The 18862-nt window shown below is 70.1% G+C and carries 15 protein-coding genes; 12 read left to right on the top strand and 3 right to left on the bottom strand.

What is annotated here, in order from left to right:
• The first annotated feature begins 274 nt into the window (after window positions 1-274).
• A complete protein-coding gene (locus tag ACFS27_RS12630; RefSeq protein ID WP_377183424.1) occupies window positions 275-1105 on the top strand; it encodes an HAD family hydrolase in 831 nt (276 codons plus the stop codon).
• Between the two features lie 503 nt (window positions 1106-1608).
• On the opposite strand, the gene ACFS27_RS12625 is transcribed toward ACFS27_RS12630, so the two are convergent.
• Window positions 1609-2700 (bottom strand): NADH:flavin oxidoreductase/NADH oxidase, encoded by a 1092-nt coding sequence (locus ACFS27_RS12625; protein ID WP_377183422.1) that lies wholly within the window; start codon window positions 2698-2700, stop codon window positions 1609-1611.
• Between the two features lie 182 nt (window positions 2701-2882).
• Between ACFS27_RS12625 and acs the strand changes: the two genes are divergently transcribed.
• From acs to ACFS27_RS12570, 11 genes are all read left to right on the top strand, one after another.
• On the top strand, window positions 2883-4913 hold the full coding sequence (gene acs / locus ACFS27_RS12620) for an acetate--CoA ligase (protein ID WP_377183420.1): 2031 nt from the start codon (window positions 2883-2885) through the stop codon (window positions 4911-4913).
• Between the two features lie 110 nt (window positions 4914-5023).
• Window positions 5024-5995 carry a mycothiol synthase gene (mshD, locus tag ACFS27_RS12615; protein ID WP_377183418.1) on the top strand — a complete coding sequence of 324 codons (972 nt, stop codon included), beginning with the start codon at window positions 5024-5026 and terminating at the stop codon, window positions 5993-5995.
• Window positions 5996-6052: 57 nt separating this feature from the next.
• Window positions 6053-8572, top strand: a complete 2520-nt coding sequence (locus ACFS27_RS12610; RefSeq protein ID WP_377183710.1) for an RNA degradosome polyphosphate kinase — start codon at window positions 6053-6055, stop codon at window positions 8570-8572.
• Entirely contained in the window at window positions 8569-9603 is a 1035-nt protein-coding gene (locus tag ACFS27_RS12605; protein ID WP_377183416.1) for an NUDIX hydrolase, read from the top strand. The genes ACFS27_RS12610 and ACFS27_RS12605 overlap by 4 nt, the downstream gene beginning before the upstream one ends.
• Window positions 9604-9686: 83 nt before the next feature.
• Entirely contained in the window at window positions 9687-10286 is a 600-nt protein-coding gene (locus tag ACFS27_RS12600) for a hypothetical protein (RefSeq protein ID WP_357470117.1), read from the top strand.
• Between the two features lie 337 nt (window positions 10287-10623).
• Window positions 10624-11241, top strand: a complete 618-nt coding sequence (locus ACFS27_RS12595) for a DUF47 domain-containing protein (protein WP_377183414.1) — start codon at window positions 10624-10626, stop codon at window positions 11239-11241.
• A 1-nt stretch (window position 11242) separates the two neighbouring features.
• A complete protein-coding gene (locus ACFS27_RS12590; RefSeq protein ID WP_377183412.1) occupies window positions 11243-12247 on the top strand; it encodes an inorganic phosphate transporter in 1005 nt (334 codons plus the stop codon).
• A 99-nt stretch (window positions 12248-12346) separates the two neighbouring features.
• Window positions 12347-13789, top strand: a complete 1443-nt coding sequence (locus ACFS27_RS12585; RefSeq protein ID WP_377183410.1) for a sugar porter family MFS transporter — start codon at window positions 12347-12349, stop codon at window positions 13787-13789.
• Window positions 13790-13991: 202 nt separating this feature from the next.
• Window positions 13992-14495: a MarR family winged helix-turn-helix transcriptional regulator gene (locus tag ACFS27_RS12580; protein ID WP_377183408.1), complete on the top strand. Its 504-nt coding sequence runs from the start codon at window positions 13992-13994 to the stop codon at window positions 14493-14495.
• Window positions 14492-16108 carry an MDR family MFS transporter gene (locus tag ACFS27_RS12575; RefSeq protein ID WP_377183406.1) on the top strand — a complete coding sequence of 539 codons (1617 nt, stop codon included), beginning with the start codon at window positions 14492-14494 and terminating at the stop codon, window positions 16106-16108. The genes ACFS27_RS12580 and ACFS27_RS12575 overlap by 4 nt, the downstream gene beginning before the upstream one ends.
• Window positions 16109-16189: 81 nt before the next feature.
• Window positions 16190-16735 carry a MarR family winged helix-turn-helix transcriptional regulator gene (locus tag ACFS27_RS12570; protein WP_377183405.1) on the top strand — a complete coding sequence of 182 codons (546 nt, stop codon included), beginning with the start codon at window positions 16190-16192 and terminating at the stop codon, window positions 16733-16735.
• A 16-nt stretch (window positions 16736-16751) separates the two neighbouring features.
• Here ACFS27_RS12570 and msrB read toward each other — a convergent pair whose 3' ends face one another.
• A complete protein-coding gene (gene msrB / locus ACFS27_RS12565) occupies window positions 16752-17150 on the bottom strand; it encodes a peptide-methionine (R)-S-oxide reductase MsrB (RefSeq protein ID WP_377183403.1) in 399 nt (132 codons plus the stop codon).
• A 122-nt stretch (window positions 17151-17272) separates the two neighbouring features.
• Complete coding sequence (locus ACFS27_RS12560) at window positions 17273-18790, bottom strand: DEAD/DEAH box helicase (protein ID WP_377183400.1); 1518 nt, start codon at window positions 18788-18790, stop codon at window positions 17273-17275.
• Window positions 18791-18862: the final 72 nt, after the last annotated feature.

Here is an 18862-nt window from a genome sequence, read left to right as displayed (position 1 = left end):
CCGGCTGTCCGGGTCTCCTCCGGGCACCGGCCCGGCCTTCACCCGGGCGGACTGCCCGGGGCTCCGGAATCAGGTTGGGCGTTCGGCGCCACGCCTGCGCACCCCTGCCGACGCGGCTGTGCACAGGCAGCGCACAGTCGTGCCTGTGGTCGGGCTCGCACGACCGCGCCACCGCGACCAGGGTCTGCCGACCGAACCGACGAGTTTTCATCCGGGCGGCGGAACACCCCTTGGAAAACGGTCCACGGCGGGGTCTCCCCGTTAGGCTCGTCGCGTGACCGAGCAGGCTCCCCAGATCGCCACTCGACCGATGTCGCACGCCCCGCGTACGGCCGCGTTCTTCGATCTCGACAAGACGATCATCGCCACCAGCTCGTCGGCGGCTTTCTCCAAGCCGTTCCTCGCGGGCGGACTCCTTTCGCACGCCGACGTGCTCCGCAGCGCCTACGCCCATTTCGTCTTCATGATCGGCAATGCCGACGCCGACCAGACGGAGCGGATGCGCGCACACCTGTCGTCGCTGGTCACCGGCTGGGACGTCGAGAAGGTCCGGCAGATCGTCACCCAGACGGTGCACGAGCTCATCGACCCCTATGTCTATGCGGAGGCGGTCGAGCTCATCGCCGGCCACCACGCGGCAGGACGGGACGTGGTGGTCGTCTCGGCGTCGGCGGCGGTGCTGGTCGAGCCCATCGCAGCGGTGCTGGGCGCTGACCACGTCCTCTCGACGCAGATGACCGTCGAGGACGGCCGGTTCACCGGTGAGATCGACTTCTACAACTACGGCGACAACAAAGCGGTCGGTATCCACCGGCTCGCCGCGCGCGAGCAGTACGACCTCGCGCGGAGCTTCGCCTACTCCGACTCCATCACCGACGCCCCGATGCTGGCGGCCGTCGGCCACTCGTACGTGGTCAACCCGGACCGGGGGCTGAAGCGGCGGGCGGCGCAGTCCGGCTGGGGCGTCCTCGCGTTCACCCGTCCGATCGCACTGCGCCCACGCATCGAGCCGGCCCCGGTGATCGCGGTGGTCGGTGCGGCCGTGCTGGGGGTCGCCGTCTGGCTGGTCTGGCGCGCTGTGCGGCGACGGTCCCGACGCCACTGAAACGCGCCCGGTAAAGGTCGGCCGATCTACCGCTCCAGGTCAAGCCGCGGCAAGGCCGAAGATTTTCCCAGCCAATTGCCGGCATGACAGGAATTGGCAATTGTGAAGATGAGTCGCCTCCGGTTGCTTTTGTTACCAGAAAGCAGTGTGATTGTGTTCACAGCAAGTATTCAGGGCGGAAGGGACCGTGCCCTGGGGTCGAAAAGGTCTTGGCCTGATCGGCAGCGAGCGACGTGCATGGTCACCCCGCCAAGCTGGTGAGAGCGGTATCCGGCTTGAGGATGCTCCCGGATGCCGTACTCGTGGACCGAGATCTCGCCACCGCAGTGGCCGGGCCCTTGCACTTCCGGAACGTGATCGGAAAATGCGAGGAGCCCGGCCGCACGGCGAATCGTTTCGCGGAATGCACCGCCAGCGGAAAAGAATCACCGCGCTCCACATTCCTCCCGGCGCTGAAACGCCGCAGGCACAGGAATCAAGCCAGTCACACGCTCAGCAGGCGGTCACCGCCACTGGCCACGCAGATACTGCGGCTGCATTCCCACCCCTGATTCCACCGGCACCACGCCGATCTGCGCCCGCAACGCGTGTGCGGCGCGCAGCGGCCAGTACGGGTCACGCAGCGCCTCACGACCGAGCATGACGGCGTCGGCCGAACCCTCCACCAGGATCTGCTCGGCCTGCACCGGCTCGCTGATGAGCCCGACCGCGCTCACCGGCAGCCCGGACAGCTCGCGTACGCGACGTGCGTGCGGCACCTGGTAGCCCGGCCCGACGCTGATCGACGCCGGGGCCACACCGCCGGTCGACACGTCGATCAGGTCAGCACCGAGCGTTCCCAGCCGACCGGCGACCGCCGCGACGTCCTCCACCCCGAGGCCGTCGTCACGCCAGTCGGTCGCGGAGAGCCGCACCAGCACGGGCAGCTCGGCCGGCCACGCGGACCGCACTGCCTCAACGGTCTGCTCGACGAGCCGTGACCGGCCTTCCAGGGATCCGCCGTACTCGTCCGTGCGGGAGTTCGCGAGCGGTGACAGGAACTGGTGGAGCAGGTAACCGTGCGCGGCGTGCACCTCCACCGTGTCGAACCCCGCCGCACGTGCACGCCGCGCGGCGGCGGCGAACTGCTCGGGTATGTCCGCCACCTGCGCAGCCGTCATCTCCGCCGGGGCGTCGTACCCGGGGAACGGTACGGCCGACGGGCCGATGGTCGGCCAACCGCCGTCGGCCGCCGGGACGGTGCCCTGCACCGGGGACCACGGCCGGAAGGTGGACGCCTTGCGCCCCGCATGGGCGAGCTGGATACCGATCCGCGCCCCGCGCTCGTGCACGAAGTCGACGACGCGCTTCCAGGCGACGGCCTGTTCGTCGTTCCAGATGCCGGTGTCCTGTGGCGAGATGCGCCCCTCCGGCACGACGGCGGTCGCCTCGGTCATCACCAGTCCGAACCCACCGACCGCGCGGGCCCCCAGGTGAACGAGGTGCCAGTCGTTCGGGACCCCGTCCGACGCGGAGTACTCGCACATCGGCGCCAGCCAGACCCGGTTGGGGACGGACAGGTCACGGAGCATGATCGGATCGAAGAGGAGGCTCACAGAACCCACCAACGTGGCCGGTCGCCGGGCCATTCCGAGGTGTCCGACCTGAATCTCAGCACGTGACACCGGAGTGTGAGGACTGTCACCGTCCGGGACTACACTCACCGGGCAGAGAGAACGTCAAGGCAGCGCCAAGTGCCTGCCCGAACGAAACGCGAAGACGCGCACCGGAGGTCACCGTGACAGACACCAACCCGACGTCGGACCCGGCAGCTGGCCCCAGCCTCGAGAACCTGCTGCACGAGACCCGCAGCTTCCCGCCGAGCGAGGAGTTCGCGGCGCAGGCCAACGCGAAGGCCGACCTGTACGAGAGTGCGTCGGCAGCCGGCGAGGAGTTCTGGGCCGAGCAGGCCAGGGAGCTCGTGTCCTGGAAGACCCCGTTCACCGAGACCCTGGACTGGAGCGGCGCACCGGTCGCACGGTGGTTCGGGGACGGGACACTGAACGCCGCCTACAACGCGGTGGACCGGCACGTCGAAGCCGGCAACGGCGACCGTGTGGCCATCCACTTCGAGGGCGAGCCGGGCGACACCCGCACGGTCACGTACGCCGACCTGCAGCAGGAGGTGTCCCGTGCGGCGAACGCCCTCGCCACGCTCGGCGTCAAGACCGGTGACCGCGTGGTCATCTACCTGCCGATGCTCGTGGAGTCGGTAGTCGCCATGCTGGCGTGCGCCCGCATCGGCGCCCCGCACTCCGTCGTCTTCGGCGGCTTCTCCGCCGACGCGCTGCGCAGCCGGATCGCCGACGCCGAGGCCACCCTTGTGGTCACCGCCGACGGCGGGTACCGCCGCGGCGCGCCGTCGGCCCTGAAGCCGGCCGTCGACGAGGCCCTCGCCCCCAAGGAGGGCGCGCCGGAGACCTCGGTGCAGAAGGTGCTCGTCGTCCGGCGCACCGAGCAGGACGTCGACTGGGTGGAGGGCCGCGACGTGTGGTGGCACGAGGCGCTGGCCGCCGCGGACCCGGTGCACGAGCCGGTGCCGGTCGAGGCGGAGCACCCGCTGTTCATCCTGTACACGAGCGGCACCACCGGGAAGCCGAAGGGCATCCTGCACACCACCGGCGGCTACCTCACGCAGACCGCCTACACCCACAAGTACGTGTTCGACCTCAAGCCCGAGACCGACGTCTACTGGTGCACGGCAGACGTCGGCTGGGTCACCGGGCACTCCTACGTGGTCTACGGGCCGCTCGTGAACGGCGCCACGCAGGTCCTGTACGAGGGCACGCCAGACACGCCGCACCGCGGCCGCTGGTGGGAGCTGATCCAGAAGTACAAGGTCTCCATCCTGTACACCGCCCCTACGGCCATCCGCACCTGCATGAAGTGGGGCGACGGCATCCCCGGTGAGTTCGACCTGTCCTCGCTGCGCGTCCTCGGTTCGGTGGGCGAGCCCATCAACCCGGAGGCCTGGATGTGGTACCGCCGCGTCATCGGTGGCGACCGGACCCCGGTTGTCGACACGTGGTGGCAGACGGAGACCGGAGCGATCATGATCAGCCCGCTCCCCGGCGTCACGGCTGCCAAGCCCGGCTCCGCGCAGGTTCCGCTGCCCGGTATCGCGGCGACCGTCGTCGACGACGAGGCCAAGCCCGTGCCCGACGGCGGCGGTGGCTACCTCGTGCTGTCCGAGCCGTGGCCGTCCATGCTCCGCGGGATCTGGGGCGACCTGGAGCGCTACAAGGAGACGTACTGGTCGAGGTTCGAGGGCCTGTACTTCGCCGGCGACGGTGCCAAGAAGGACGACGACGGCGACATCTGGCTGCTCGGACGCGTGGACGACGTGATGAACGTGTCCGGCCACCGCCTGTCCACCACCGAGATCGAGTCGGCGCTCGTGTCGCACGAGATCGTGGCGGAGGCCGCCGTCGTCGGCGCGGCCGACGACACGACCGGGCAGGCCGTCGTCGCCTTCGTGATCCTGCGCGGCAACCACGCGAGCCGGGCGGCGACGCCGGAGGGCGCCGCAGAGGTGCAGAAGGAGCTGCGCGACCACGTGGGCAAGGAGATCGGCCCGATCGCGAAGCCCAAGAAGATCCTCGTGGTGCCGGAGCTGCCCAAGACCCGGTCCGGCAAGATCATGCGCCGCCTGCTGCGCGACGTCGCAGAGGACCGGACCGTCGGCGACGCCACGACCCTCGCCGACTCCTCGGTGATGGACCTGATCACCGCGGGCCTGCAGGCCCCGGCCGCCTCCGCGGAGGACTGACCTCGTCCCGCCCGAGGTAGGACAGTGACGCGGTACCTCGCCAGAGTTCGACCTCGTCACTGTCCTACCTCGCCACAGAGCTATCTCGGCAGATGCAGGAGGATGGGTCCATGCGTATCGCTGCCCCCATCGAGATCGGCCCGCTCGACGCCGACGCCCAGCAGGCCGTCCGCGCCCTGGCCGCGGCCGCCGAGTCGCACGACGGCGTCGCACCGCTCTCCGAACAGCCACTGCTCAACCTCGGCACCGACGCGGAGTGGATCACCCACGTCGTAGCGCACACCAAGGCCGGCAGCACCATCGGCTACGTGCAGGTCGACCGCTCCGGCGACACCGCGAGCGCCGAGCTGGTGATCCACCCGGAGCACCGCCGTAACGGCCACGGCCGCATGCTCCTCAAGACCGCCGAGCGAGACGCCACGCTCCCGTCCCGTTCGGGTGAGCCCGGCCAGCACGGCAAGCACCTGCGGGTCTGGGCGCACGGCGACCTCGAGCCGGCTCGTGCGTTCGCCCGGTCGGCGGGTCTGCAACCGGTGCGCGAGCTCCGCTTCCTCGCCCGCTCGCTCGACCCGGCTCGGGCTCCGGAGCTTCCCGCGGCACCCGTCGGGTACCGGCTGCGCGCGTTCCGCCCCGGTACGGACGACGCCGGGTGGCTCCGGGTCAATGCCCGCGCGTTCGCGACTCATCCGGAGCAGGGCCGCATGACTCTCGACGACCTGCGGGCGCGACTGAGCGAGCCGTGGTTCGACCCGGAGGGGTTCTTCCTCCTCGTTCCCGAGAACGAGGGTGCTGCGGGCGACCCGGACGGCGTCGGCCCTGCGGCGTTCCTGTGGACCAAGACGGAGCCGGGCCAGCCGGACGGTGCGCGCGACGGCGAGATCTATGTGCTCGGCGTGGACCCGGACCATCAGGGTGAGGGCCTGGGCCGGCTGATGACCGACGTCGGGCTGGCGTACCTCGCGCGCGCCGGGGCGACGCGCGCCGTGCTGTACGTGGAAGGCGACAACACGCCGGCGCTGGCCACGTACGAGCGGGCCGGTTTCGCGCGGGCCGCCGTACATGTTCAGTATGCCCGCCCGTGACGAACGCTCTCCGAGAGCGTCACCCACTGTGTACCGAACGGTGACACCATGAACCACATGAAGGACAGCGCTGGGCACACCTCCGCCAGGACCCGGGACAAGAACGGCCGATTCATGAAGCAGAGCCCCCGTACGGCAAGCGCAGAGACCATGAACGGCGAGCCCGACGGCCACCGTGACCTGGCAGAGAGGTCCGGGAACGGAGACGGCAGCGCGACCGGCGTCACCACCAAGGCCTCGAAGGCCACGGCGGCCGCAGGGGCGAAGCCCGCCGCGGCCAAGCCTGCGCCCAAGCCGGGAGAGGCTTCGGCCGAGGAGATCCTGGACCCGCACTCCCTTGACCAGAGCCTGGCCGCGTACATCGCAGAGCACATCGCGGAGAGCCCCGGCGGCACCACCCTGCTGGAGCCCCATCTCGGCGAGCCGCTGCCCGTCGACCGGTTCGCCGACCGGGAGCTGAGCTGGCTCGCGTTCAACCGGCGCGTGCTGGAGCTCGCGGAGGACCCGCGCATCCCGCTGCTGGAGCGGGTCCGGTTCCTGGCCATCTTCGCGTCGAACCTGGACGAGTTCTTCATGGTCCGCGTGGCAGGCCTGAAGCGCCGCATCGCGACCGGCATCGCGGTGACGAGCGCCTCTGGGCTCAGCCCCCGCCTAGCGCTGTCGCGCATCTCGGAGGAGGCGCACTCGCTCATGGAGCGGCATGCGCGCGTCTTCCAGGACGACGTGCAGCCCGCGCTGGCCGGTGAGGGCATCACCCTGGTGCACTGGAACGAGCTGGACACCAAGGAGCAGGAGCGCCTGCACAAGTTCTTCCGCAAGCAGATCTTCCCGGTGCTCACGCCGCTCGCGGTGGACCCGGCCCACCCGTTCCCGTACATCTCGGGTCTCTCGCTCAACCTCGCCGTGGTGGTCGCGAACCCGACGACGGGCAAGGAGCACTTCGCCCGCGTCAAGGTGCCGCCGCTGCTGCCGCGCTTCATCGCGGTGGACGCGTCGGGCAAGCCGCGGCGCCCTGGCACCAAGAAGGCCGACCCGCAGCGTGGGCCGCTCTCGTTCGTGCCGCTCGAGGAGGTCATCGCGCAGCACCTCGACTACCTGTTCCCCGGGATGGAGGTGCGGGAGAACCACACGTTCCGGGTCACCCGCAACGAGGACGTGGACGTCGAGGAGGACGACGCGGAGAACCTGCTCCAGGCCATGGAGAAGGAGCTGCTCCGGCGTCGCTTCGGGCCGCCGGTACGCCTGGAGATCGCGAAGGACATCAGCCCGCGCATCCGGGACCTGATCGTCCGCGAGCTGGGTGTGAAGGAGGAGGAGGTCTACGAGCTGCCCGCGCTGCTGGACCTCACAGGCCTCAACCTCATCGCCGACCTCGACCTGACGCCGCTGCACTACCCGCCGTTCGTGCCGTCGACGCACCGCCACCTCGCGGAGGTGGAGAGCTCCAAGCCGACCGACGTGTTCGCAGCGATCCGTCGTCGGGACATCCTGCTGCACCACCCCTACGACAGCTTCTCGACGAGCGTGCAGACGTTCCTCGAGCAGGCCGCTGCCGACCCGAACGTGCTGGCGATCAAGCAGACGCTCTACCGGACGTCGGGCGACTCCCCCATCGTGGACGCGCTCATCGATGCAGCGGAGGCCGGCAAGCAGGTCCTGGCCCTGGTCGAGATCAAGGCGCGGTTCGACGAGGAGGCCAACATCTCCTGGGCCCGCAAGCTCGAAGAGGCGGGCGTGCACGTGGTCTACGGGATCGTCGGTCTCAAGACGCACTGCAAGCTGTCGCTCGTGGTGCGCCAGGAGCCGGACGGCTCCCTCCTGCGCTACTGCCACGTCGGCACGGGTAACTACCATCCGAAGACGGCGCGCCTCTATACCGACCACGGTCTGCTGACCTGCGACTCGGACGTCGGCCAGGACCTGACCCGCCTGTTCAACCAGCTTTCGGGGTACGCGCCGAAGTCGACGTTCCACCGCCTTCTCGTCGCGCCCCGCGCCGTGCGCTCCGGCCTGGTGGAACGCATCGAGCGCGAGGCGACGGCCGCCCGCGCCGGCCACGAGGCGTGGGTCAAGATGAAGATCAACTCGGTGGTCGACGAGACGGTGATCGACGCTCTCTACCGCGCCTCCCAGGCCGGCGTGCAGGTCGACCTGGTGGTGCGCGGCATCTGTGCGATCCGGGTGGGCGTCCCAGGGCTGAGCGAGAACATCCGGGTGCGGTCCATCCTCGGCCGCTTCCTGGAGCACTCCCGCCTCTTCGCGTTCGCGAACTCGGTGGGCCCGGCTCTCGCCGAGGGGCCTGCGTCCGGTCCGGAGGTCTTCATCGGCTCCGCCGACCTGATGCACCGCAACCTCGACCGCCGGGTGGAGACACTGATCCGGATCTCCGACCCGAACCACGTGAGCGAGCTGCTCGGCCTGCTGGACGACTCCATGGCGGACACGACGGCGTCATGGCACCTCCTGCCCGACGGCCGGTGGGAGCGCCCGTCCGCCGGCCCTGAGGGCACCGGCCTCCGCGACCTGCAGGCGGTCCTGATCCAGCGGCAGCGACGCCGGCTCGAGCCTGCCCGGTGACCGGCCGCCGGTCGGTGGTGGGCACAGGTCCGACGGCGGCGCCCTCCCCCACCACGGGGCTGCAGACCCCGGTCGTCATGACGGCGGGCGGGATCGTGTGGCGCCGTCGTGGTGGCGGGCTCCAGGTGCAGCTGGTCCACCGCCCCCGGTACGACGACTGGTCGTGGCCGAAGGGCAAGCTCGAGACCGGGGAGTCGTTCCAGGGTGCCGCGATCCGAGAGGTCGGCGAGGAGACGGGCAAGGAGATAGTGCTCGGCAGGCCTCTGCCAGGGCTGCAGTACCTCACTCCCGACGGCCGCGTGAAGCGCGTGCACTACTGGGCGTCGCGCCGCGCCCGGAAAGGGCGGGACACGGCGGCCCTCACGGCGCGAGCGCCGGTCGCGCCGACCGACCGGACGGAGGTCGACCAGGCGGAGTGGATCGACGTCGCCGAGGCGGAGCGGCGCCTCACCAGGGCGTCGGACCGCGGCCCCCTGAACGCCCTGGTGGCCGCTGAGGCCGAGGGTGTCCTCGACACCCGGACGCTCGTCATCGCGCGGCACGGCCGAGCGGTGCCGCGCACCGCGTGGCACGGCTCCGAACGGGACCGCCCGCTGACCCCGCTGGGGCACGGGCAGGCGGCCGCGCTGGTCCCTGTGCTGGCGGCCTACGGCGTCGAGCACGTGATCAGCTCCCGGTGGGAGCGGTGCGCCACCACCATCGACCCGTACGTGCGGGCCGCCGGACTGCGACCGAGCTACAGCGAGTACCTCACGGAGGCACAGCACGAGCGGTCGCCGTCGCGCGTCGCCGCCACGGTGCGCGACCTCCTGGAGGAGACCCGTGAGTCGTCGGTGATCTGCACCCACCGCCCGGTCCTGCCAACGGTGCTGGACGTGCTGGGCCAGCACGCGTCCCGATCCGTCGCGGACGGCCTGCCGACGATCGACCCGTTCCTCGAGCCGGGTGAAGTACTGGTGGCGCACGTCGCGGACACGGCGACGGGACCACGAGTGGTCGCCACCGAAAAGGTGAACCCGCCGGTCTGGTGACGGTGGTGGTAGACACGTGGCCGACTTCGGGCGCACTATCGGTCACCATGAGCAGCGACAAACGACCACCGAGACGGCCGGCCATGCTGGACCCTCGAGACGCCGAAGCACTGCCCGGCGAGGTGGACCCTGCCCTGCGTGACGAGGTCGCGCACGCGACCGCGCGCGCCCTCGTGGACCGGGCGCGCACGACCGAGGACCCGACGGTCGTGGAACGGCTCATCCACCTCGTCGAGAACGAGGGCCTCGACACCGTGGCCGGGCTGTGGGCCGATGCCGCACCCGTCTCTCTGCCCGGCGCGCTCTGGCGGTTGTACGTGCTGCGCGAGTGGGTGCGCCGCGACATGCCTACCGTCATGCTCAGGTATCGACTCGGTGTGGAAGCAGCGCCCGTCCAGGAGGCCGTCGCGGGGGTCCCGAGCCCTCCGGAGCCGGGTGACCTGCAGATTCTGGCCGACGCCGTGCTGTCGGGCGTCTTCACCGGCGACCTCGCCGTCGCCCTCGAACGGGCCGGTGCGTTCTGTCGCATCCTGTCGACCGGAGCGGCGTTCGACGCCGACTCCCGCGAGGTCGCCGACCCCACCGGCGCCACCCGCATGACCCGCAGCGCGAGCTCCCTGCTGCGCACCGCTGAAGAGCTGGAACACGCCGGTGGCCTGTGGCGAACCGGTTCCCTCGAGTAGCCCTGAACCGTGTCAAGCAGGCAGCCCGCGAGAGCGTTGTGACGTCCGACCCCCTTGGCAGATCCGCACACGCCATTAGGATGGTGCAGGCGACGCCGGGCTGCGGTAGCCCCGGGCTCCACCTCAAGCCGCTACGAGCGGCCCCGCGCCGAGAGGCGCTCCCGGTTCGGCGTCGCTCTCACTTCCCTCTCCTGACCGGCGCAAGCCGGTGGAGGAGCTCTGCTCAGATGCCTGTGCCGTTTGTCACGGGTTACCAAAGTGCGACCTTGCAAATTGGCGATAGTCGGCAACAGCTCTACGCTGAGCCTGTTCCAGAGCCCTCAGAACGGGAGCACTCGTGCGCCTTACTCCGCGCGACACCACGTACTTCGATCTTCTCGCCGCCCTGGCCCAGCATCTCGTCCGGGGTTCGTCCCTGTTGGCGGAGCTGCTCGGTGCGGACAAGGCGGGACGAGAGAAGCTCGCCGAAGAGATGCACGAGGTCGAGCACCTGGCGGACGATGCCACGCACTCGATCATGCGCCGCCTCAACCAGACCTTCGTCACGCCGTTCGACCGCGAGGACATCTCCGGCCTGGCCTCGGCGCTGGACGACTGCATGGACGAGATGGACGAGGCTGCCGACCTGATCGTGCTGTACAAGGTCGAGGGTCTGCCGGACCGCGTGTCCGACCAGGTCCAGGTGCTGCAGCGGTGCGCTGAGCTGACCGCCGAGGCGATGCCCCGCCTGCGCTCGATGGACAAGCTCGCCGACTACTGGGTCGAGGTGAACCGCCTGGAGAACCAGGCGGACAAGCTGCACCGCAAGCTCATCGCCCAGCTCTTCGACGACCTGGCGGGCGACCCGGTCCAGCTCATGAAGCTGAAGGAGATCGTGGAGGTTCTCGAGAACGCCGCGGACAGCTTCGAGAAGGTCGCGAACATGGTCGAGACCATCGCCCTCAAGGAGTCCTGAGTTGGAGGTCGCCCTTGTCGTCCTCGTGGTGGCGCTCGCCCTGAGCTTCGACTTCACCAACGGGTTTCACGACGCCGCCAACGCGATCGCGACATCGGTTTCGACCCGGGCGCTGACCCCGCGCGTCGCGCTCATCATGGCGGCCGCCATGAACTTCGCCGGTGCGCTGCTGGGCACCGAGGTCGCTGAGACCATCGCGACCTCGATCGTGAACCTGGGGGGAGCCGACACGCACGCCGAGCTCACCGTCGTCCTGTGCGCGCTGATCGGCGCGATCGTGTGGAACCTGATCACCTGGTGGTTCGGCCTGCCCTCGTCGTCGACGCACGCGCTCATCGGCGGGCTGGTCGGCGCAGGGATCGCAGGCGGCATGGGCGTCTACTGGTCCGCGATCGTGGACAAGGTGGTGCTGCCCATGATCATCTCCCCGCTGGTGGGCTTCGGCCTCGCCTTCGCCGTCATGGTCGGCGTCATGTGGATCTTCCGCTATGCGGCCCCGGCCAAGACGAACCGCCGCTTCCGGCTCGCGCAGACGGTGTCGGCGGCCGCCATGGCACTGGGCCACGGCCTCCAGGACGCGCAGAAGACGATGGGCGTCATCTACCTGGCGCTGCTGACGGTGGGCTGGGCCAACGCGGACGAGGGCATCCCCCTCTGGGTCAAGCTCTCCGCCGCGGCGGCCATCTCGGCCGGCACCTATTCGGGCGGGTGGCGCATCATGCGCACGCTCGGCCGCAGGATCATCGAGCTCGACCCCGCGCGCGGCTTCGTGGCCGAGTCCGTCTCGGCCCTCGTGCTGTACGTCAACGCGTTCGCGCTGCACGCCCCGGTCTCCACGACGCACACGATCACGTCGGCGATCATGGGTGTCGGCGCCACCCGCAGGCTGTCCGCCGTGCGCTGGGGCGTCGCCAAGAACATCGCCGTCGCGTGGGTCCTCACCATCCCCGCGGCCGCCCTCGTGGCGGCCCTCGCGACGTGGGCGCTCTGGCCGGTCCTGGCCTGACCCGAACCGCCCGTACCGGGGTGAGCCGGGCTGCGGACCCCCTGTACCGCGACTGGCTCGGCGCGCGACCGGCGCCGGACGCTGCTTAGCATCGGTCGTATGAGCACCGCCCCATCGGCGCCGAACGCCGGCGCGAGATCAGCCCACCGCAAGGCAACGGCCCTCGCCTTCGCCGCCGCGGTGGGCGGCTTTCTGTTCGGCTTCGACAGCTCCGTGATCAATGGCGCCGTCAACGCCATCGAGGGCCAGTTCGAGCTGGACCCCTCGGTCACCGGCATCGTGGTCGCCATCGCGCTCCTCGGCTGTGCGCTCGGCGCGTGGTCCGGCGGGCGGCTGGCCGACCGCTGGGGCCGCACGCGCGTCATGGTGCTCGGCGCCATCCTGTTCTTCGTCTCGTCGATCCTGTCGGCCATCGCGTTCTCCGCCTTGGACCTCGCCCTCTGGCGCTTCATGGCCGGCGTGGGCATCGGCATCGCGTCCGTCATCGCGCCGGCGTACATCGCGGAGATCGCACCTGCCTCGATGCGGGGCCGCCTCGGCTCGCTGCAGCAGCTCGCGATCACCGTCGGTATCTTCGCCGCGCTGCTCTCGGACCAGATCCTCGCCGAGTCGGCAGGCGGGGCCGCCAACGTGCTGTGGCTCGGCTGGGAGGCCTGGCGCTGGATGTTCCTCGTGGCGGTCGTCCCTGCCGCCGTCTACGGCATCCTCGCGCTGCGTATCCCCGAATCGCCCCGCTACCTCGCGGCCAACGGGCGCGACGACGAGGCACGCGCGGTCCTGACCAGCGTGCTCGGTCCCGACGAGGACGTCGACGACCGTCTCGTCCAGATCCACCGCAGCATCGCGATCGACGAGGCCAACGCGTCCCAGGGCTCGCTCCGCGGCAGCGCTCTGGGCCTCAAGCCGATCGTCTGGGTGGGCATCCTGCTGTCGGTCTTCCAGCAGTTCGTCGGCATCAACGTGATCTTCTACTACTCGACGACGCTGTGGCAGGCCGTCGGGTTCGACGAGAGCCAGGCGTTCCTGGTCTCCACCATCACCGCCGTCACGAACGTCGCGGTCACCTTCATCGCGATCGCCCTCATCGACAAGGTGGGCCGCCGTCCGCTGCTGCTGATCGGCTCCGCCGGCATGACGGTGTCGCTGGGCCTCATGGCCATCGCCTTCACGCAGGCCACCGGCTCCGGCAGCGACATCTCGCTCAGCGGGCCCTGGGGCGTGATCGCGCTGATCTGCGCCAACGCTTTCGTGGTCTTCTTCGGCGCCTCGTGGGGGCCGCTCGTGTGGGTGCTGCTCGGCGAGATGTTCCCCAACCGCATCCGGGCGGCAGCCCTCGGGGTCGCCGCGGCGATGCAGTGGATCGCCAACTTCGCCATCACCATGACGTTCCCGCCCATGCTGGCCACCTTCGGCGCCAGCGTGCCGTACCTCATGTACGCGGCCTTCGCGGCGCTGAGCTTCTTCTTCGTGCTGACGAAGGTGCCGGAGACCAAGGGCATGGAGCTCGAGGACATGGGCGAGAAGAGCCGCACCAAGGCCTGACCAGCATCGCGCCCTACGCAGCACGGCGTCGCCCCGTACCAGGGGGCGACGCCGTTCGCGTGTGCGACGGCGCGCCGAGCAGCCGCCGTGTCGTGTCGTGTCGCAGAGGTCACAGGGCCCGCCTCGAATCCGCCGCCCGAGAATCCTTGCATTCAGCAACCATCGAGATATAGTTGCTCTAAGCAATCAATCGCGAGGCATGATGACTTCCCACCTGAGCCGGACCTCGTCCGGTACCGAAGCACCCGCCGTCGCCCTGGTCTCCGCGCTCCAGAGTCTTTCGCGCGCCCAACGGGAGGCGGCGGCCCACATCGCCCAGGAGCTCGACTGGCCCCGGTCCGGCGTGACCGTGCTGCACCTGCTCACCAGGTGCGGCCCGGTCTCCCTGACGGACGTCGCGGCGCACCTGCGCATCGACCTCTCCGTCGCGAGCCGTCAGGTGAGCACGCTGGCCGACGCCGGATACGTCGTCCGCACCGTCGACGCCGAGGACCGCCGGGTCCGCACGGTCGAGCTGACCGAGGCCGGCCGGACGCTCGCGGCCGAAGCCTCCGGGGCGTACACGGGCCTGATCGACCGGGCGTTCGCCGCCTGGTCGCCCGAAGACGTCGCCGAGGCGACGCGCACGCTGAACCGCCTCACCGACACCATCAGTGCGGACACCACGCACCGGAGAACGCCCCAGAACCAGCAGGAGTTTGCATGACCAGCCCCAACACCCAGCCGCTCGTGGCAGAACCCGAACACCTCCAGGGCGAACCACCCGCCATGACCCACCCAGAGGTCCTCCGGGCACTGTCCGGGATCCTCCTCGGCATGTTCGTCTCGGTCCTGGCGATGTCGGTCGTGTCGTCGTCGCTGCCGAAGATCATCACCGACCTGGGTGGCAACCAGTCCGCCTTCACCTGGGTCGTGACGGCAACCCTGCTGACCTCGACGATCTCCACCCCGATCTGGGGCAAGCTCGCCGACCTCACCAACCGCAAGACGCTGATCCAGATCGCGCTGATCATCTCCGTGCTGTCCGCGGCTGCCGCGGGGTTCGCGCAGGACGCCGGCCAGCTCATCACGTTCCGTGCCTTCCAGGGGATCGGCGCCGGCGGCCTGCAGGCCCTGTCCGCGATCCTGATCGCCGACATCATCAGCCCGCGGCAGCGCGGCCGGTACATGGGCCTCATGGGCTCGATCATGGGTATCGGGATGGTCGGCGGCCCGGTCCTCGGCGGGTTCCTCACCGACGCCATCAACTGGCGCTGGAACTTCTTCGTGGGGCTGCCGTTCGCCGTCGCGTCGATCATCGTGCTGCAGATGACGCTCAAGCTGCCGAAGCGACCGCGCGGCACCGAGAAGCTGGACATCGCCGGTGCCTCGCTGATCTCCGTCGGAATCGCCGCCCTGCTCCTGTGGATCACGTTCGCAGGCACCGAGTTCGACTGGATCTCCTGGCAGACGGCGGCCCTGGCCGGTGGCGCCCTGGTGGTCCTCGCGATCGCCGTGCTCGTCGAGCTGCGGGTCAAGACCCCGCTCATCCCGATGTACCTGTTCAAGAACCGGACGCTGGTGCTCGCCGTCATCGGCTCGGTCGCCGTCGGCGTCGCGATGTTCGGTTCGTCGGTGTTCCTCAGCCAGTACATGCAGCTCTCCCGCGGCAAGACGCCTACGGAGTCCGGCCTGTACACCATCCCGATGGTCGTCGGCCTGTTCCTGTCGTCGACGGTCGGTGGACAGCTCATCTCGAAGACCGGCAGGTACAAGCCCTACATGATCGGCGGCGCGGTGTCCCTGACGGCCGGCCTGCTGCTCCTGTCGACGCTCGACTACCGCACCTCGTTCGTGCTCGTGTCGATCTACCTGTTCATCCTGGGCGCCGGGGTCGGCCTGCTGATGCAGAACATGGTGCTCGCCACGCAGAACACCCTGCACATCAAGGACTCGGGCAGCGGCACGTCCACGGTGACGTTCTTCCGGTCGCTCGGCGGTGCCATCGGTGTCTCGGCGCTCGGTGCCATCCTCGGGCACAGCGTGCAGGGCAGCCTGAAGGAGGGCATCACCGAGATCGCACCGCAGCTGGCGGAGCAGGGCATCGACCCGTCCGCGCTGCAGTCGGGGGGCGGCGCGCTGCCGGACCTGTCGGCGCTCCCGCCCATCCTGGTCGAGGTGATCGAGAAGGCCTACGCGAACGGCATCGCAGAGATCTTCCTCGCCGCGGTCCCGCTCGCCGTGATCGCACTGATCTGCGTGTGCCTCATCAAGGAGGTCCCTCTGGACCACCGTTCGGGGATCGATCAGCTCAAGGAGCTGGAACCCGCTGAGGCGTAAGTCCGCCTCCCGCCGGCGGCAGGCGGGGGATTTCGTGGCCCTGGGCTGTGTTCAGAGCGCTTGACGCGTCATCATGGGCCCATGCTTCCGAGTACAGGCAGGTCCAGCACGGACACGTCCGACGACCAGGTCCCCGGCAACGGTGCCGGGGACGAGGTGGTCGACGACAGCACGGCCGACCCAGGCCCGTTCGAGGGCCTGGAACGTGAGATCAGGTTGCTCATCCGCCGGGCCCAGTCGTCCGGCGCGTCGATCGCCCGGCGAGTCCATCCGGAGCTCGACGCCAGTGCCTACCCACTCCTCGCGCACATCGCCGAACGGCCCGGTGCACGCGGATCGGATCTCGCGACCTTCTTCGGTGTCGGGCGCGCCACCGTGTCACGACAGCTCAGCCGCCTGGCCGAGCTCGGCCTCGTCGAGCGCACCGTCGACCCGGAGGACAGCCGCGGCCAGCGCATCACGCTGACGCCCGACGGCGCCGCCCGGTTCGACCAGGCGCGCACCAGCCGGGTCGCCATGCTGGAGGGAGCCCTGGCCACCTGGGAGACGGAGGACGTCGCCCAGCTGGCCAGGCTCCTCAACCGCTACTCGACGGACATCGTGGCGTGGAAGCAGAGCGGTCGCTGAACCGGTCTGCCGATCCTCAGCTCTCCTCGAACGTGAGGCTCACCGAGTTCATGCAGAACCGGTCGCCGGTCGGCGTCTGCGGCGCGTCGTCGAAGACGTGCCCCAGGTGGGAGCCGCAGGCGGCGCAGCGCACCTCGGTGCGCACCATGCCGAGCGAACGGTCCTCGATCAGCTCGACGGAGTCGCCCGCGAGCGGGCTGTAGAACGACGGCCAGCCGCAGTGCGAGTCGAACTTGGTGTCCGACCGGAACAGCTCGGCCGAACACGCACGACACCGGTAGACGCCGGCGCGCTTCTCGTCGAGCAGCTCGCCCGTCCATGCCCGCTCGGTCCCCGCCTGCCGCAGCACGGCATATTCCTGGGACGAGAGCTGCTCACGCCACTCCTGGTCGGACTTCGAGATCTTGTACGTCATAAAGACACCTCCGCGCATACCAACCTTGTGCCGGTCCACAGTGTTCCCGTCCCGGGACGGGCCGGGAACGAGTCAGGCCCGCAGTTCACCGGAGTGACCTGCGGGCCTGACCTGTCGTACCGCTAGCTCGCGGCCGAGACGTTCGTGCCGGCGCCGCGTCCACGACCACCGCGCCGACGACGGCGGGGCGCTGCTGCGCCGTCCGTCCTCGGGAAGTGGTCAGCGGCCCGCGCGCTGCCGCCCGACGCCGGGCGACCGCCCCCGCGCTGCCCGGCAGCCTGACCCGTGCCCTGGCTGCGCGGCTGGCCCTGGCGACCGCCGCCGGCGCTCTGGCCGGCCTGGCTCGCGCCCTGGCCCGAGCCCTGGCCGCCGGAGCGCGAGCGCCCACCCTGCTTCCTGGGCTGACCCTGACGGCCCTGCGGCTGCGGGGCCGGCGGCACGTACTCCACGTACGGCGCGACCTCGCCGACCAGGCTGGTCACTGTCGCATCGCCGGGGCGGACGTCCTGGGGGCGGGCGGTGATCTTCGCCTTGCGGGTCAGGTCACGCACGTCGCCGCGCTCCTCCGGCAGCATGATGGTCACGACGTCGCCGCCGGACCCGGCGCGCGCCGTCCGCCCGGAGCGGTGGAGGTACGCCTTGTGCTCGGCGGGCGGGTCCACGTGCACAACGAGCTCGATGTCGTCCACGTGGATGCCGCGTGCGGCGATGTCCGTCGCCACCAGCACCCGGACGTCACCCGACGAGAACGCTGCGAGGTTACGCTCGCGCGCGCCCTGACCGAGGTTGCCGTGCAGGTCGACGGCGGGTACGCCCGCGGCGGTGAGCTGCTTGGCGAGCTTCTTCGCCTGGTGCTTGGTCCGCATGAACAGCACGCGGCGGCCGGTGCCCTGCGCGAGCTGGTGCACCACGTTCTTCTTCACGTCCTTGTCGGCCACGGCGAGGATGTGGTGGGTCATCAGCGGCGGCGGCGCGGCGGCGTCGTCCACCGAGTGGGTGACCGGCTGGTTCAGGTAGCGCTTGACGAGCACGTCGACGCCGTTGTCCAACGTCGCCGAGAACAGCAGGCGCTGGGTCCGCGAGGACGTACGGTCGAGGATGCGCTTCACGCCGGGCAGGAACCCGAGGTCGGCCATGTGGTCGGCCTCGTCGAGCACGGTGATCTCGACGTCGTCGAGCGCGAGGTGGCGCTGGCCGAGGAGGTCCTCGAGCCGGCCGGGGCAGGCGATGACGATGTCGACGCCCGCGTTGAGCGCGGTGACCTGGCGCGACTGCGCCACGCCGCCGAAGATCGTGGTGGTCTTCAGGCCGAGGGCTTGCGCCAGCGGCTCGATCGACGCGTCGATCTGGTTCGCGAGCTCACGAGTGGGAGCAAGGATCAGCGCGCGAGGGCGGCCCGCCGCACGGCGCTGCTGTCCCGACGCGGCGGACCGCGCCACGGACGTCGCGAGACGCGTCACGACCGGCAGGGCGAACGCGAGCGTCTTGCCGGAGCCGGTGCGGCCGCGGCCGAGCACGTCACGACCGGCGAGGGAGTCCGGCAGGGATGCCGTCTGGATAGGGAACGGCGAGGTGATGCCGCGGTCTGTCAAAACGCGCAGAACGGGCGCGGGCAGACCGAGGTCGGCAAAGGTAGTCAAAGGGATGGGCCTCTCGGGCTCGGTGGCGGCGCGTATCGCGCCGGTGGTCCGCCGTGCTCACACCGGCGGCTG

The organism is Promicromonospora vindobonensis, from assembly GCF_042685865.1.
GTDB classification, from domain to species: Bacteria; Actinomycetota; Actinomycetes; order Actinomycetales; family Cellulomonadaceae; genus Promicromonospora; species Promicromonospora vindobonensis.
Note: the sequence above shows the minus strand (reverse complement) of the source record. Positions and strands in the feature narration are given on the sequence as shown.

What these genes read in the sequence shown, in the direction of transcription:
- mshD (WP_377183418.1), top strand. Translation starts at nt 5,024, where the DNA reads ATGCGTATCGCTGCCCCCATCGAGATCGGCCCGCTCGACGCCGACGCC.
- ACFS27_RS12570 (WP_377183405.1), top strand. Translation starts at nt 16,190, where the DNA reads ATGCTTCCGAGTACAGGCAGGTCCAGCACGGACACGTCCGACGACCAG.
- ACFS27_RS12580 (WP_377183408.1), top strand. Translation starts at nt 13,992, where the DNA reads ATGACTTCCCACCTGAGCCGGACCTCGTCCGGTACCGAAGCACCCGCC.
- ACFS27_RS12600 (WP_357470117.1), top strand. Translation starts at nt 9,687, where the DNA reads ATGCTGGACCCTCGAGACGCCGAAGCACTGCCCGGCGAGGTGGACCCT.
- ACFS27_RS12585 (WP_377183410.1), top strand. Translation starts at nt 12,347, where the DNA reads ATGAGCACCGCCCCATCGGCGCCGAACGCCGGCGCGAGATCAGCCCAC.
- msrB (WP_377183403.1), bottom strand. Translation starts at nt 17,150, where the DNA reads ATGACGTACAAGATCTCGAAGTCCGACCAGGAGTGGCGTGAGCAGCTC.
- ACFS27_RS12575 (WP_377183406.1), top strand. Translation starts at nt 14,492, where the DNA reads ATGACCAGCCCCAACACCCAGCCGCTCGTGGCAGAACCCGAACACCTC.
- ACFS27_RS12610 (WP_377183710.1), top strand. Translation starts at nt 6,053, where the DNA reads ATGAAGGACAGCGCTGGGCACACCTCCGCCAGGACCCGGGACAAGAAC.